This window comes from Kribbella sp. NPDC050124 (genome assembly GCF_044460355.1).
Taxonomy (GTDB): domain Bacteria; phylum Actinomycetota; class Actinomycetes; order Propionibacteriales; family Kribbellaceae; genus Kribbella.
Genome location: NZ_JBITJU010000004.1, coordinates 420,953 through 435,117, shown reverse-complemented (window position 1 = coordinate 435,117; position 14,165 = coordinate 420,953). Strand labels below are relative to the sequence as shown.

At 68.8% G+C, this 14,165-nt stretch carries 11 protein-coding genes; 6 read left to right on the top strand and 5 right to left on the bottom strand.

Going from position 1 to position 14,165, the window contains the following annotated elements; all coding sequences use genetic code 11:
• Positions 1-2: 2 nt before the first annotated feature.
• Positions 3-2,282, bottom strand: coding sequence for an MMPL family transporter (locus ACIBL3_RS14395; protein ID WP_396353738.1), 2,280 nt, complete (start codon positions 2,280-2,282; stop codon positions 3-5).
• A 242-nt stretch (positions 2,283-2,524) separates the two neighbouring features.
• Positions 2,525-4,150: a chaperonin GroEL gene (groL, locus tag ACIBL3_RS14390; protein ID WP_396353737.1), complete on the bottom strand. Its 1,626-nt coding sequence runs from the start codon at positions 4,148-4,150 to the stop codon at positions 2,525-2,527.
• Between the two features lie 233 nt (positions 4,151-4,383).
• Here groL and ACIBL3_RS14385 point away from each other — a divergent pair, with 233 nt between their 5' ends.
• Positions 4,384-4,944 carry a GNAT family N-acetyltransferase gene (locus ACIBL3_RS14385; protein WP_396353736.1) on the top strand — a complete coding sequence of 187 codons (561 nt, stop codon included), beginning with the start codon at positions 4,384-4,386 and terminating at the stop codon, positions 4,942-4,944.
• Here ACIBL3_RS14385 and ACIBL3_RS14380 read toward each other — a convergent pair.
• Entirely contained in the window at positions 4,941-6,638 is a 1,698-nt protein-coding gene (locus ACIBL3_RS14380; protein WP_396353735.1) for an ABC transporter substrate-binding protein, read from the bottom strand. The genes ACIBL3_RS14385 and ACIBL3_RS14380 overlap by 4 nt on opposite strands.
• Positions 6,639-6,852: 214 nt before the next feature.
• Between ACIBL3_RS14380 and ACIBL3_RS14375 the strand changes: the two genes are divergently transcribed.
• A complete protein-coding gene (locus ACIBL3_RS14375; protein ID WP_396353734.1) occupies positions 6,853-7,437 on the top strand; it encodes a DsbA family protein in 585 nt (194 codons plus the stop codon).
• Here the strand turns inward: ACIBL3_RS14375 and ACIBL3_RS14370 are convergent.
• On the bottom strand, positions 7,400-7,753 hold the full coding sequence (locus tag ACIBL3_RS14370) for an MmcQ/YjbR family DNA-binding protein (RefSeq protein WP_396353733.1): 354 nt from the start codon (positions 7,751-7,753) through the stop codon (positions 7,400-7,402). The two genes, ACIBL3_RS14375 and ACIBL3_RS14370, sit on opposite strands and share 38 nt — an antisense overlap.
• Positions 7,754-7,897: 144 nt before the next feature.
• Here ACIBL3_RS14370 and ACIBL3_RS14365 point away from each other — a divergent pair, with 144 nt between their 5' ends.
• Together ACIBL3_RS14365 and ACIBL3_RS14360 are read left to right on the top strand one after the other, a co-directional pair.
• Positions 7,898-8,242 (top strand): PspC domain-containing protein, encoded by a 345-nt coding sequence (locus tag ACIBL3_RS14365; RefSeq protein WP_396353732.1) that lies wholly within the window; start codon positions 7,898-7,900, stop codon positions 8,240-8,242.
• Positions 8,243-8,313: 71 nt separating this feature from the next.
• A complete protein-coding gene (locus tag ACIBL3_RS14360; protein WP_396353731.1) occupies positions 8,314-9,582 on the top strand; it encodes a M48 family metalloprotease in 1,269 nt (422 codons plus the stop codon).
• Here ACIBL3_RS14360 and ACIBL3_RS14355 read toward each other — a convergent pair.
• Positions 9,579-10,544 (bottom strand): glycerophosphodiester phosphodiesterase family protein, encoded by a 966-nt coding sequence (locus tag ACIBL3_RS14355; protein WP_396353730.1) that lies wholly within the window; start codon positions 10,542-10,544, stop codon positions 9,579-9,581. The two genes, ACIBL3_RS14360 and ACIBL3_RS14355, sit on opposite strands and share 4 nt — an antisense overlap.
• A 166-nt stretch (positions 10,545-10,710) precedes the next feature.
• On the opposite strand from ACIBL3_RS14355, the gene ACIBL3_RS14350 reads away from it, so the two are divergent.
• Entirely contained in the window at positions 10,711-12,432 is a 1,722-nt protein-coding gene (locus ACIBL3_RS14350) for an ABC transporter ATP-binding protein (RefSeq protein WP_396353729.1), read from the top strand.
• Positions 12,429-14,165, top strand: coding sequence for an ABC transporter ATP-binding protein (locus ACIBL3_RS14345; RefSeq protein ID WP_396353728.1), 1,737 nt, complete (start codon positions 12,429-12,431; stop codon positions 14,163-14,165). The genes ACIBL3_RS14350 and ACIBL3_RS14345 overlap by 4 nt, the downstream gene beginning before the upstream one ends.

Sequence of the window (14,165 nt, the reverse complement as noted above, 5' to 3'; positions counted from 1 at the left end):
TCTCAGGGCGCTGGCGGGACTCCGGTGGTTTCGCGGGGTGGCTTTTCGGTGGGTGGTTGGGGGGCGGGCTCCTCCAGGGCTCCTTCGAGTTGGATGTCGGGGATGATGCGGTCCATCCAGCGCGGGAGCCACCAGGCCTTGTCGCCGAGCAGCGTCATCACCGACGGGACGAGCACCATCCGCACCACGCTGGCGTCGATCAGCACGGCCACGGCCATGCCGACGGCGAGCATCTTCACGGTCGGGTCGTCGTCGAGGACGAAGCTGAGGAAGACCACGATCATGATCGCCGCCGCGGTGGTGATCACCCGGGCGGTCGCGCCGATCCCGATCGCGACCGCGCGGTGGCTGTCCTTGGTCTGCACCCAGGCCTCGTGCACCCGGGACAGCAGGAACACCTCGTAGTCCATCGACAGCCCGAACACGATCGCGAACATCAGCATCGGCACGAACGACGGGATCGGCACCGTCTCGTCGATTCCGACCAGCGAGGATCCCCAGCCCCACTGGAAGACCGCGACGATGACGCCGTACGCCGCCCCGACCGACAGCAGGTTGAGGATCGCGGCCTTCAGGCCGATCACGATCGACCGGAACGCCACCGTGAGCAGGATCAGCGCGAGCAGGACGACGGCGCCGATCAGCCAGAGCATGCGGCCGGCGACCTTCTCGGTGAAGTCGACGTACCCGGCGACCGTGCCGACGACGTACGTCGTACCTCCGACCCCCGGCAGCACGTCGCTGCGGATCCGGTTGACCAGGTCCTCGGTGTCGGCCGACGACGGGGACGTGGTCGGGACGACGCTGATGGCGGCCGTCGTACCGGCCTGGTTCGTCGACGGCGGCTGGACGGCGGCCACGCCCTGCGTCTTCTGCAGCTCGCCGGCGAGGTTCGTCAGCAGGGCCTGGTTGGCGCTCGCGTCCTGGTTCGGCAGCGAGACGACGACGGTCAGCGGGCCATTGGCGCCGGGGCCGAAGCCCTGCGCGATCAGGTCGTACGCCTTCCGGCTCGAGTCCTCGGGCGGGTCGGTGCCGGCGTCGAGCTGGCCGAGGTTGAGCGAGAGCAGCGGGATGGTGAGGATCAAGAGCAGCAGGGTCGCGATGGTCCCGTACGTCCAGGGCCGGTCGCTGACCCGGCGGCCCCAGCGGGCGAAGGCGCTCTGCTCGTGCTTGGCGTCGCGGATCGCGCGCTCCTCGGCGCGGTGCGCGGTCACGGCGGCGGTGTCGAGGTCGGCCTCGAGGGCCCGCTCCTCGACGACGTGCTTACGGTCGGCGCGGTTCAGCACCATCAGCCGGGCCAGGCCGAGCAGGGCCGGGATCAGCGTCAGGGCGGCCACGACGGTGACCGCGACCAGGATCGCGGACGAGAGGCCGAGGGCGCCGACGAACGGTACGCCGGACACGTACAAGCCGAGGATCGCGATGACGACCGTGCCACCGGCGACCAGGATGGCCGCGCCGGAAGTGGACTCGGCCTTGCCGATCGACTCCTCGACCTCCATGCCGTTGTCCAGCTGCTCGCGGTGCCGCGAGACCAGGAAGAGGCCGTAGTCGATCGCGACGCCTAGGCCGAGCAGGGTCGCGACGGTCGGGGCCGAGACCGGGAACTCCTTCACGGCCGCGAGCAGGCCGAGAATCGCCAGACCGCCGCCCACACTGAAGACAGCGGACACCAGCGGCAGCGCGGCGGCGACGATCGACCGGAACATCAGGAACAGCAGGATGAGCGCCAGCGTGAGACCGATCGCCTCCGACAACTGGTCGTCGGCCTGCTTCCCGATCTGCCCGGCGCCACCGCCGTACTCCACCTCGAGCCCGGCGTCGCGGGCCGGCTGCACGGCCGCGTCCAGCTCGGCGAGGTAGTCGCTGTCCAGCGATGCCGGTACGACGGAGAACGAGACCGGGGCGTTGACGACGGTGCGGTCCTTGGAGATGTACGCCGCCTGCTGGGCGGCCAGCGGGTCGTCTGCGGAGACCACGTCGGGGAGTTTGCCGACGTTGGTCATCGCGGTCTTCACCGCGGCAGCCTGTTCGGAGACCGTGCCGGACGGCGAGTGGAAGACGATCGAGCCGGAGTACCCGCCTTGTTTGGCGAAGTCGCGGTTCAGCACGTTGAGGCCGGCCGAGGACTCGCTCCCGGGCACCGTGTAGTTGTTGACATACGTGCCGCCGAAGAAGGACCGGAGTACGAACAGGCCGGCGACGATCACCAGCCAGATTCCGATCACGATCCAGTGCCGACGGGCGGCCCCCCGGCCGAGACGTTCCAGAAACGCGTGCATAGCACCCCCCGGGCGCCCACCCCCGGACACCCAAATTCGACAGTACGGCCGAGTCCGCAAACCTGACAACCCGTCACCAGACGCCGAATTCGCCTACCCTCAGTAGTCAAACACCACAACAAAAGCGGCCCCGAGCACCCGCCCGGGACCGCCTTTGTGCTGCTCTTTCCGCCAACAACGAACGGTCCCGGGCGGAGCCCGGGACCGTTCGTCTTGCTCTTGTGTTGCTGGACTTCAGTGGATCAGAAGTCCATGCCGCCCATGTCGGGGGCGCCGCCCGGAGCGGCCGCGGCCTTCTCCGGCTTGTCGGCGATGACGGCCTCGGTGGTGAGGAACAGGGCCGCGATCGACGCCGCGTTCTGCAGCGCGGACCGGGTCACCTTGGCCGGGTCGATGATGCCGGTGGCGATCAGGTCGACGTACTCGCCGGTCGCGGCGTTCAGGCCGAAACCATTGTCGAGGTTGCGGACCTTCTCCACCACAACGCCGCCCTCGAGGCCGGCGTTGACGGCGATCTGCTTGAGCGGGGCCTCCAGCGCCTGGCGCACGATCTGCGCACCGGTCGCCTCGTCACCCTCGAGCTCCAGCTTCTCGAACGCCGCCACGGACGCCTGCAGCAGGGCCACGCCACCACCGGCGACGATGCCCTCCTCGACGGCCGCCTTCGCGTTGCGAACGGCGTCCTCGATGCGGTGCTTGCGCTCCTTCAGCTCGACCTCGGTGGCCGCGCCGACCTTGATCACCGCAACGCCACCGGCCAGCTTGGCCAGCCGCTCCTGCAGCTTCTCGCGGTCGTAGTCGGAGTCCGACTTCTCGATCTCGGCGCGGATCTGGTTCACCCGGCCGGCGATCTGGTCCGCGTCGCCCTCGCCCTCGACGATGGTCGTCTCGTCCTTGGTGACGACGATCTTGCGGGCCTGGCCGAGCAGCTCCAGGTCGACGGAGTCGAGCTTGAGGCCGACCTCCTCGGAGATCACCTCGCCGCCGGTCAGGACGGCGATGTCGACCAGCATGGCCTTGCGGCGGTCACCGAAGCCCGGCGCCTTGACGGCGACGGCCTTGAAGGTGCCCTTGATCTTGTTGACGACCAGGGTGGCCAGCGCCTCGCCCTCGATGTCCTCGGCGATGATGGCCAGCGGCTTGCCGGTCTGCATCACCTTCTCCAGCACCGGGACCAGGTCCTTGATGCTGGAGATCTTGCTGTTCACGATCAGGATGTACGGGTCGTCGAGGACCGCTTCCATCCGCTCGGTGTCGGTGACGAAGTACGGCGAGATGTAGCCCTTGTCGAAGCGCATACCCTCGGTGAGCTCGAGCTCGAGGCCGAAGGTGTTGCTCTCCTCGACGGTGATGACGCCTTCCTTGCCGACCTTGTCCATCGCCTCGGCGATGATCTGGCCGACCTGGTTGTCGGCGGCGGAGATCGAGGCGGTGGAAGCGATCTGCTCCCGGGTCTCGACGTCCTTGGCCAGCGACAGCAGCTGCTCGCTGACCGCCTCGGTCGCCTTCTCGATGCCCTTCTTCAGGCCCATCGGGTTGGCGCCGGCGGCAACGTTGCGCAGACCCTCGCGGACGAGAGCCTGGGCCAGCACGGTGGCGGTGGTGGTGCCGTCACCCGCGACGTCGTCGGTCTTCTTCGCAACTTCCTTGACGAGCTCGGCCCCGATCTTCTCGTACGGGTCCTCGAGCTCGATCTCCTTGGCGATGGAGACACCGTCGTTGGTGATGGTGGGGGCGCCCCACTTCTTCTCCAGGACGACGTTGCGGCCCTTCGGGCCGAGCGTCACCTTGACCGCATCGGCGAGGGTGTTCATCCCCCGCTCGAGGCCGCGGCGCGCCTCTTCATTGAAAGAAATCAGCTTGGGCATTCTCCGCGAGTCCTCCCGCGTCGAGTCTTTGTGGTCCAGCCGGCCGGGATGCCCGCGACGGACGGCGCCACACCGCGGCGGTCACGTCCCGCCACGCTCCGGCACCTCATCGAGGCCGTCTTCTGTCACACTCCGCGGGCACGAGACTTATCACTCTCACCCATGGAGTGCTAACCAAGTATTAGCACTCGCCCCAAACGAGTGCAAGCCAGCCCCCCGCTACGGTAGGCCCCATGGTGGACGTACGAGCGGCCGGCCCGGACTCGTGGCAGGACGTTGCCGGCGTGATGGGCGAGCGCGGCGACCCGGCGCGCTGCTTCTGTCAGTACTTCCGCCTGCGCGGAAAGCAATGGAACTCCGCCACCCAGACGAGCAACCGCAGCGATCTCCGCGAGCAGGTCTGCCACAGCGACATCCCGCCCGGCGTCCTGGCGTACGACGACGGCGCGCCGGTCGGCTGGTGTGCGGTCGCCCCGCGGACGGCGTACCCACGGGTGATCGCCTCCCCCAACTGGCGCACCGACCAGCCGGACGCCTGGGTCATCACCTGCTTCGTCGTACCCGTCGGCCACCGCCGCCAGGGCATCGCCGGAGACCTCGCCCTCGGCGCCGCCGCCTTCGCCCAGTCGTACGGCGCCTCTCACGTCGAAGCCTGCGCGGTCGACGTCGACAAGGTCGACCGCACCTCCTCAGCCGACCTCTACCGCGGCCCCCTCACCGTCTTCCTGTCCGCCGGCTTCACCGAGATCAACCGAACCAGCGAACGCTGGGTCCTCGTCCGCAAGAACCTCTAGCCGGCCTTCTTGAGCCCGATCTGCGTGAGGTCGACGTAACCACCGCTGTTCGGATCGGCCACCGCGTTGTCGATGTTCGAGCCCACGACGTACACGTTGAGGTCCTGAACGGTCGGCACCAGCGGAGCCGATTTCATGATCTCGGCGTACAGGTTCGACAGACCGGCCTCTACCTTCGTCATGTCGGACTCCTTGGCCAGCGTGGCCATCTGCTCCCAACCGGCGGGGCTGCGCGCGTAGTTGTTCGGCGCCGCCTTGTTCGGAGCGGTCGTGTCCGGGCCCAACACCGGCGGCACGATGGTGGCCAGGGTCGGCCAGTCGTAGCACCAGCCCGCGGTGATCAGATCGGTCGCCGCGGAGTCCTGCTGCTGGGTCGAGAAGTAGTTGTCGCCGGGGATCTTGCGGATGTCGACGTTGATCCCGACGGCCTTCCAGGACGCCTGCGCGGCCTCGGCAGCCTTGACGCCTATGCCCGCGTCACCGGTGCCGAGCACGAGCTTCTCGCCCTGGTAGCCGGACTCTGCCAGCAGTTGCCTGGCCTTGGCCGGGTCACCCTCCGGCGGAGCCTTGAAGTGCTCCTCCGGCTGGTAGCCCTCCATGTCGTGGGGAATGATCGAGTCGACCACCGCAGCGAGCCGCTCGCCGCCATGTCCGTCGCGGTAGCTGGTGCGGTCGAGGCCGTAGTACAGCGCCTCGCGCAGCTTCTGGTTCTTCAGGAGCGGCTTCTGCTGGTTGAACGCGATGTAGCGTCGGCAGATGTCGGTGCCCCGGAGCACCCGGTCCTTGACGTCCGCCTGGTTGGTCTTGGCGATGTTCCCGGGTTGCACGCCGGCCAAGCTCAGTGAGCTCTGGTCGGCCGCGCCGTCCGCGATCAGCCGCTGGTCGACGGTCGCCTCGGCTTGACCGAACTTGAAGATGAACTTGTCCGGCCGGGCGTTGCGCAGCGGGTCCGTCTTCTGGTCCCACTGGTCGTTGCGAACCAGCACCAACTGCTGCTTACGGGCATAGGACTGGATCTTGTACGGGCCGGTCGAGACCGGGTGGTTGTCGTACGCCGTCTTGGTGTCCTTGGCCTGCGGGACGGGCGAGAAGATCTTCATGCTCGCCGTACCCGCGAACGTGGCGAGCGGCCGGTTCAGCTTGAAGATGATGGTCTTGTCGTCCGGCACCGCGATCGCGGTGCAGCCCTTGCCGCCGTTGTTGCCGGCGACGTACGGGCCCTTGTAGCCCGGGCAGTCCAGATACTCGCGGCCGTACGGCGCACCCTCCTGCAGGTCGGCGGAGAACGAGCGCTCGACGCTGTACTTCACATCTGCCGCCTTGACCGGCGTGCCGTCCTCGTACCGTATCCCGTCCTTGAGTCTGAAGGTCCACGTCCTCAGGTCGGGTGACGACTCGTAACTCTCAGCGAGGTCGTTCTCGGGGACGACCTTCTTCGCCTTGGCGTCGTAGCGGTAGTCCGTGAGCGTGCGGGTGATCAGCTTGCCGATCATGTTGGAGTCGGCGCCGAAATTCCGCCCTGGGTCCAGGTGCTCCACATCGTTGACGGAATAGACCGTGACCGTGCCGCCCCGCACGCCACCCGCGGCCTCGGAGGCGTCACCGGAGTCGGCGCCCTCACACGCGACCAGCGACGTACCAAGTGCCATGCCGACGATCGCCATCCGCATTCGCTCAGCGCGAACCATCCTCATCCCCCCTGCCCCCATCCCCAGTGTCGCCCGGCGCCCGCCGGCGCGACAGACCCGCGAATGAGGCTTGTTGCTCCCCCCTTTGATTCACAACATTAAGATTCAATCAACCGGCTTCGGCGCCGCGAGCACGTTCCGTGAGACCTTCCGGGACTGAACCAGCCCGCGGGCGTGTTGTACCCGAGGCAGGTAGTTGAACATTCGAGGAGTTTTGTTGATGGTCGTCGAGCACTGGTTCGACTTCGTCTGTCCGTACTGCTACATCGCGCAGGACCGGAACCAGATCCTGCGCGACCGCGGGATCGAGGTGGTCGAACACGCGATCCGCATCCACCCCGAGATCCCGCCGGGCGGGAAGCCGGCCGGGCCGCGGATCGGGCCGTCGTACGACTTCCTCGCCCGGGAAGCCGAGGCGGCGGGGTTGCCCTTGCGCTGGGCGACCCGGATGCCGCACACGCGTCCGGCACTGGCTGCCTTTGAGTGGCTGAAGAGCATCCGGCCGAGGGTGGCCCAGCGGTTCGCTCAGTCGGTGTTCGCCGCGTACTTCGCGCAGGGGCAGGACATCGAGTCCATCGACCTGCTCGCGATCCTGGCGGAGGCGGCGGGTGGGGACCCGGCGCGGCTGCGGGCCGCTTTGGCTGACGGAACGGCGTACGACGCTCTCGTCCGGTCCGAACGGCAGGCGAAGAAGTTCGGCGTGGAGGGCACTCCCACCTGGAACGTCCTCGGTCAGTCGGTCAGCGGGCTGCGGCCGCGGGTGTGGTTCAGGGACCTGACGACTGTGCTGCGTCCAGCTGGGTGATCAGGTACTTCGGAGCCGTCAGACGCCACGCCTCGGTCACCAGCTCGCGGAGCTCCTCGTCGTCGGCCGCGGCGATGTCGACGTCGAGCCACGCGAACCGGCCGGAAGCCCAGGACGGCGCGAAGACCTCCGGGTTCTCCGCCACCAGGGCCTCCTGCTCCTCGCGCAGGGACTTGAGCAGCAGCCTGGTCTCGTCCTCCGACATGTACGCAAAGCTCTTGTTCCGCACCTTGAACACCGGCTGCCCCGCCCAGCCCTCGTACTCCTCCACCCCCGGCAACCCCAGCACAACCTTCACCAGCCCGCCACCATCCATCCCCCGACCGTAAACGCCCCCACAGACATTTCCGCGGCACGAAAGTCGTACGGGGGACGGGACCAGGGACCCTGGGGTTGGATCAGGGGTTGGTCGGTAGCGATCCGGATGTGGTGGGGGTGGCTCAGGCGGGAGAGTTGAGACATGACGAACTCCAACGCACCGTTCTCCAACCTGTCCGGCAAGGTACTCCGTCGCTCCCGCGACCAGCGGATGCTCTCGGGTGTCTCCGGGGGCATCGCGGAGTACCTGAACATCGACGTGACCCTGGTCCGCCTCGGCATCGTCGGCCTGACCCTGCTCACCGGTGGCACCGCGCTGATCGGCTACGTGATCGCGTGGGTCGTGATGCCCGAGGCCGATGGCAAGGCCGTGTGGCGGAACGTCCAGCAGTCGGTGAACCAGCCCCAGCAGACCCCCGAGGCCGACATCGCCTCCCGCATCTACGACGACACCAACCCGACCAACAACAAGCCCCCGGCGGCATGACCGACGCAGCAGCAGGGTGACCCAGTCGCACGCGACCGTCACCCTGCTGCCCGGCCTGCCACACTTCTCGCGTGCAGAGCACCGAGGACGTGACGAATTGCCCCGACTGTGGGCACCAGATCAGGGTCGAACGGCACTACGTCACCTGGTGCGACCAGTGTGACTGGAACGTCGACCCGTCTCCGCAGACAGACCCCACGCCGGCCTGGCGGCTTCGGCTCGAGCACAGGCTCGCCGACGCGCTCTACCGCGAGCTGGAAACCGGCAGCATTCACCGCCCCGGCTGGGACGCGGCCCGCCTCGCCGCGTACCTGCTCTCGGCCGTCGTACTTCTCCTGCCACTCCTGGCACTAGCAGGCGGATTCGCCCTTCTACTGCTCTACCGGCCACTCTGGCTCAGCGTTCCCCTCGCCCTCCTGTCGTTCGGAGTGGCGTGGATCTTCCGCCCGCGTGCCGACCGCTTGCCGCCCGACGCCGAACTGCTCCTCCGCGACCAAGCCCCGACCCTGTACGGCGCCCTGGACCGCATCGCCGACGCACTCGGCGCCCAGAAGGTGGCAGCCGTGGTCGTAGACGCGGAACCCAACCTGTGGTTCGGCCGCATCGGCTGGCGCTTTCGCCCGGTCGTCGGCATCGGCCTGCCACTGTGGACCAGCCTGAGCCCGCAGGAGCGCGTCGCAGTCCTGGCGCACGAGCTCGGGCACGGGCGGAACGGCGACGCCCACCACGGCTGGGTGATCGGTGCGGCGGAGTCGATCCTGCACGAGCTGCGGCTGACCTTCTCCGAGCAGCCGCTGGACAGGTACCGGCAGGACCTGAGCTACCTGATCAACGCGGATGCGACGTACGTCGGACTCATCACCCGCCTCGTGAACGCCACATTCGGCGGGTTGGTGCGCGGGTACGCCTGGTTGCTTGACCGGGCCTACTTCCGCGGCAGCCAGCGGGCCGAGTATCTGGCTGACCGGAGGGCTGCAGAGATCGCGGGGTCGGAGGCGACCGCACACGCGCTGGAACGGTTGCTGCTGAGCGACACGGCGTTCCGGGCGATGGAGCGGGTACTGCGCTTCGGCGGCGAGATCGAGCCGCTCGAGGCGGTCCGGCGTGCTGTGAACGAAGTACCGAAGCGCGAGATCGAGCGGCGGGTCAGGGCCAGCCGGAGCCGTGAGACCCGGACCGACGCCACGCACCCGCCGACGTACCTGCGGACCAGGCTCATCCGGGCCAGGCCCGGCACCACCGCGCAGGTCGTGCTCGGGCTCGACGAGAACAGAAATATCGACGCAGAGCTGGCACCCGCCGGCCAGGCCGTCCTGGCTGAGTTCCGTAGCGCGCTCTAGACCTTGAGCGCTGGTCGCCGGATGGCGGCGACTGCCAAGTCGGGGTGGTCGGTGAAGAGGCCTTGGATGCCCAGGCGGGTGAAGGTGGTGAGCTCGGTGCGGAAGTCTGTGCCGGTGGGGAGGAAGCGGCGTTCGGCTCGGAAGGTCCATAGCTGGACAGCGAGGCCGAGGCGGTGGGCCTGGTCGACCAGTCTGGTCGGCTCGCCGAGGGAGCCGTCGGGGCGGCGTGGGATGACCAGGTCCTTGTGCGGCGCCAAGACCTGTGCGTACGTCGACACCTCGCGTAGGCCGGCCGGTTCGATCAGGTCCGCGAAGGTGCGGCCGTCGCCGGTCCGCAGGAAGTCGTTCGGCGCGCTCTCCGCGTCCACCAGCTGAACCAGCGGCACCCGGGTCATCACCGACAGCCGGCGCAGGCTGGTCGGCTCGAACGACTGCACCATGATCTCGTCGTTGCGCAGTCCGAGCGTCAGGATCCGCTCGGTGAGCAGTTCCTCCAGCGGCAGCCCGAGCCGCCGGAAGTACGCCGGGTACTTGATCTCCGGCAGTACGCCGATCGGCCGTCCGAGCCGGAGTGATTCCTGCCGGGCCAGTGCCACCACCTCGTCGAAGGTGGGGATCGTCTCCAGCCCGTCGTACGCCGTGTTGTCGGCGCGGAGGGCCGGCATCCGCTCCCGGGCCCGGAGCTGCCGCAGCTCGTCGTAGGTGAAGTCCTCGACGAACCAGCCGGTCACGGCGGTCCCGTCGACGATCTTGGTGATCTTCCGGTCCGCGAACACCGGGTGGTCGGCGACGTCCGTCGTACCTGAGATCTCGTTCTCGTGCCGGCAGACCAGGACGCCGTCGAGGGTGGCGACCAGGTCCGGTTCCAGGTAGTCGGCTCCTTGGGCCGCAGCCAGGCGGTACGCCGCCGGCGTGTGTTCTGGGCGGTAGCCACTCGCTCCCCGATGCGCGATCACCAGCATGGTCCCAGGACAGGCGGCCGACATGGCGCGACGGGAACCCGTTGCCCAACGCAAGGTGAAGGTCTTTTGATGCGCGGGGAGACCGCGGCGGCACGCACCGTGACGTCCCCAGGTGCGAGTAATTCGCATGCGGAGTGTCGGTGGCCAGACCTAGCCTGAGGGAGCCATGAGACAGCTGCCACTCGCCGATCCCGGCGTTCCCGACCACCGCTCGCCGACCCGTTACCTGCTCTGGGTCGCGCGCGGTCAGTCGCGCACGCTCGCCGGCGGGATGACGTTCGGCATCCTCTGGATGGGCGCGCAGGCGTTCATCCCGGCGATCCTCGGCCTGGCGATCGACGAGGGGATCGCCGCGCGCGACGCCGACCGGCTGCTGCAGTGGACCGCGGTGCTGTTCGCGGTCGGCGTGGTGCAGGCGCTGGCCGGCATCATGCGGCACCGGTTCGCAGTGACGAACTGGCTGACCGCCGCCTACCGCACGGTCCAGGTGGTGACCCGGAAGTCGGCCGATCTTGGTGCGACCCTGCCGAAGAACCTGGCCACCGGCGAGGTGGTCAGCATCGGCGCCGGCGACCTCGCCTACATCGGCAACCTGATGGAGATCTCGGCCCGGTTCAGCGGTGCGATCGTGGCCTTCGTGGTGGTCGCTGCGATCCTGCTGTCCACCTCGACCACGCTCGGCCTGGTGGTGCTGATCGGCGTGCCGGTCATGCTGTTCTGCCTCGGGCCGATGCTGCGCCCGCTGCACAAGCGGCAGTCCGCGCAACGCGAGGCGGTCGGAGAGCTGAACTCGCTCGGCTCGGACATCGTGGCCGGTCTGCGCGTGCTGCGCGGCATCGGCGGCGAAGAGTCCTTCTCCGGGCGGTACCGCAGTGAGTCGCAGCAGGTCCGGCAGGCCGGTGTGCGGGTCGCGAAGATCCAGTCCGTGCTGGACGCTGCTCAGGTGCTGCTGCCTGGGGTGTTCGTCGTCCTCGTGGTCGGCATCGGCGCGCACTTCGCCTTGCGCGGGACGCTCAGCGCCGGTTCGCTCGTCGCCTTCTACGGCTACGCGACGTTCCTGGTGCTGCCGCTGCGCACGGCCACCGAGTTCGCCAACCAGCTGATGCGCGGTCTGGTCGCGGCGCGCCGGGTGATCCACGTGCTGGCGTTGCAGCCGGAAATCAGCGAGCCGACGCGACCAGTGCGGCTGCCGGACGGTGGCGACCTGGTCGACCCGGTCTCCGGCATCCGCGCCCGCGACGGTCTGCTCACCGCGATCGTCTCGGCCGAGCCGGACACCTACAACACCCTGGCCGACCGACTGGGCCGGTACGACGACACCAGCGAGGTGCGGTACGGCGGAGTCACCCTGGCCAGCGCGACTCGTGAGGACATCCGGCAACGGATCCTGGTGAGCGACACCGGCTCCCAACTGTTCACCGGGACGTTGCGCCAGGAGCTCGACCCGGACAACCGCCGTACCGACGAAGAAGTCATGGCAGCGATGCGTACGGCGTCTGCCGATGACGTGCTCGTTGCGCTGACCGACGGGCTCGACTCCGAGGTGGAGGAGAAGGGCCGGTCGTTCTCCGGCGGGCAGCGGCAGCGGCTGGTGCTGGTCCGTGCCCTGCTGACGGACCCGTCCGTGCTCGTGTTGGTCGAGCCGACCTCCGCGGTCGACGCGCACACCGAAGCGCGGATCGCGGACCGGCTGCGCGACCACCGGGCCGGGCGCACCACCGTCGTACTGACCGCCAGCCCGCTGCTGCTGGACCGGGTCGACGAGGTGATCTTCGTCGCCGCCGGCCGAGTGGTTGCCACCGGCAAGCACCGCACGCTGCTAGAGACCGACCCGCAGTACCGCCGCACCGTGACCCGTCAGACCGAAGAGGAGGAGGCGCTCACATGAGGCAGATCCTTCCGGTCGCGGGTCCCGCCGAGATCCGCCGGCACGCACGCCGGCTGGCCCGGCGGCACCCGCGTACCCTGCTGGTCGCGTTGCTGCTGCACGGCCTGGCCGCGATCACCGGCCTGGCCGCGCCGCGGCTGATCGGTGGTCTGGTCGAGGACGTCCAGAACGGCACGACCGTCGCCAAGGTCAACCAGGTGATCCTGGTGATCGCGGTGTTCATCGTGGCGCAGTCGCTGTTGACCCGGTGGGCCCGGTTCAAGTCGTTCGCGCTCGGCGAGCAGGTGCTGGCCGAGCTGCGGGAGGACTTCGTCGACAACGCGCTGTCGCTGCCGATCGGCACGGTCGAGCGAGCCGGCACGGGCGACCTGCTGTCGCGCACCTCGCGGGACGTCGACACGCTGTCGCGGACGGTGCGGTTCGCCGTACCGGAGACGATCATCGCGTTCGTCACCGTGCTGTTCACGGTCGGCGCGACGCTGCTCGTCGGCGTCTGGGTGCTCGTGCCGCTGCTCGCCATGGTGCCGGCGCTCTGGCTCGGCACGAGGTGGTACCTGCGCCGCGCGAAGGACGGTTACCTGCGGGAGAACGCGGCGTACGCACAGATGACGAGCTCGCTCGCCGAGACGGTCGAGGGCGCCCGCACGGTCGAGGCACTGCGGCGGTACGACGAGCGCGTCCGCCGGACCGATGCCGACATCCGCGGCTCCTACCTGGCCGAGCGGTACACGCTGTTCCTGCGGACCATCTACTTCCCGGTGGCCGAGATCGGGTACCTGGTGCCGGTGGTGGGGACGCTGGTGTTCGGCGGCTGGCTGCACATCAACGGTCACGTGTCGCTCGGCGCGGTCACGGCTGCCGTGCTGTACGTCAACCAGTTGATCGACCCGGTCGACCGGTTGCTCTCCTGGCTGGACGAGCTGCAGTCGGGCGGTGCCGCGTTCGCACGGCTGCTAGGCATCAGCGACGTACAGGACGATCGGACGCCGTCCGGGCGGTCGCCTGCCGGTGAGCTGGTCGAGGCGAAGGACGTGCGGTTCTCGTACGTCGAGGGCCGCGACGTACTGCATGGCGTCGATCTGACCATCGAGCCGGGCGAGCGGATCGCCATGGTCGGTCCGTCCGGCGCCGGGAAGTCGACGCTGGGCCGCCTGGTCGCAGGGATCCATCCGCCACGGACGGGTTCGGTGACGGTCGGCGGGGTCGGGATGACCGAGCTGCCGCTGGACGAGCTGCGCAAGCAGGTCGCGCTGGTGACGCAGGAGCACCACGTGTTCGTCGGCACCTTGCGGGACAACCTGTCGATGGCCCGACCCAGCGCCTCCGACGACGAGCTGCTGGACGCGCTCGCCGCGGTGGATGCCCGTGAGTGGGCCGAGGCGTTGCCGGAGGGTCTGGACACGCGCGTCGGGTCCGGGCAGTTGGCGTTGTCACCTGCCCAGGCTCAGCAGCTCGCGCTGGCGCGGCTGGTCCTGGCCGATCCGCACACGCTGGTGCTGGACGAGGCGACGTCGCTCATCGATCCGCGCGCTGCGCGACACATGGAGCGTTCGCTGGCCGCCGTCCTGGAGGGCCGGACGGTGATCGCGATCGCGCACCGGCTCTACACGGCGCACGACGCGGACCGGGTCGCGGTGGTCGAGGACGGCCGCATCTCGGAGCTGGGCAGCCACGACGAGCTGGTGGCACGCCAAGGCTCGTACGCCGCGCTGTGGAACTCCTGGCACGGCTAG

What these genes read in the sequence shown, in the direction of transcription:
- ACIBL3_RS14395 (WP_396353738.1), bottom strand. Translation starts at nt 2,282, where the DNA reads ATGCACGCGTTTCTGGAACGTCTCGGCCGGGGGGCCGCCCGTCGGCAC.
- groL (WP_396353737.1), bottom strand. Translation starts at nt 4,150, where the DNA reads ATGCCCAAGCTGATTTCTTTCAATGAAGAGGCGCGCCGCGGCCTCGAG.
- ACIBL3_RS14385 (WP_396353736.1), top strand. Translation starts at nt 4,384, where the DNA reads ATGGTGGACGTACGAGCGGCCGGCCCGGACTCGTGGCAGGACGTTGCC.
- ACIBL3_RS14380 (WP_396353735.1), bottom strand. Translation starts at nt 6,638, where the DNA reads ATGAGGATGGTTCGCGCTGAGCGAATGCGGATGGCGATCGTCGGCATG.
- ACIBL3_RS14375 (WP_396353734.1), top strand. Translation starts at nt 6,853, where the DNA reads ATGGTCGTCGAGCACTGGTTCGACTTCGTCTGTCCGTACTGCTACATC.
- ACIBL3_RS14370 (WP_396353733.1), bottom strand. Translation starts at nt 7,753, where the DNA reads ATGGATGGTGGCGGGCTGGTGAAGGTTGTGCTGGGGTTGCCGGGGGTG.
- ACIBL3_RS14365 (WP_396353732.1), top strand. Translation starts at nt 7,898, where the DNA reads ATGACGAACTCCAACGCACCGTTCTCCAACCTGTCCGGCAAGGTACTC.
- ACIBL3_RS14355 (WP_396353730.1), bottom strand. Translation starts at nt 10,544, where the DNA reads ATGCTGGTGATCGCGCATCGGGGAGCGAGTGGCTACCGCCCAGAACAC.
- ACIBL3_RS14350 (WP_396353729.1), top strand. Translation starts at nt 10,711, where the DNA reads ATGAGACAGCTGCCACTCGCCGATCCCGGCGTTCCCGACCACCGCTCG.
- ACIBL3_RS14345 (WP_396353728.1), top strand. Translation starts at nt 12,429, where the DNA reads ATGAGGCAGATCCTTCCGGTCGCGGGTCCCGCCGAGATCCGCCGGCAC.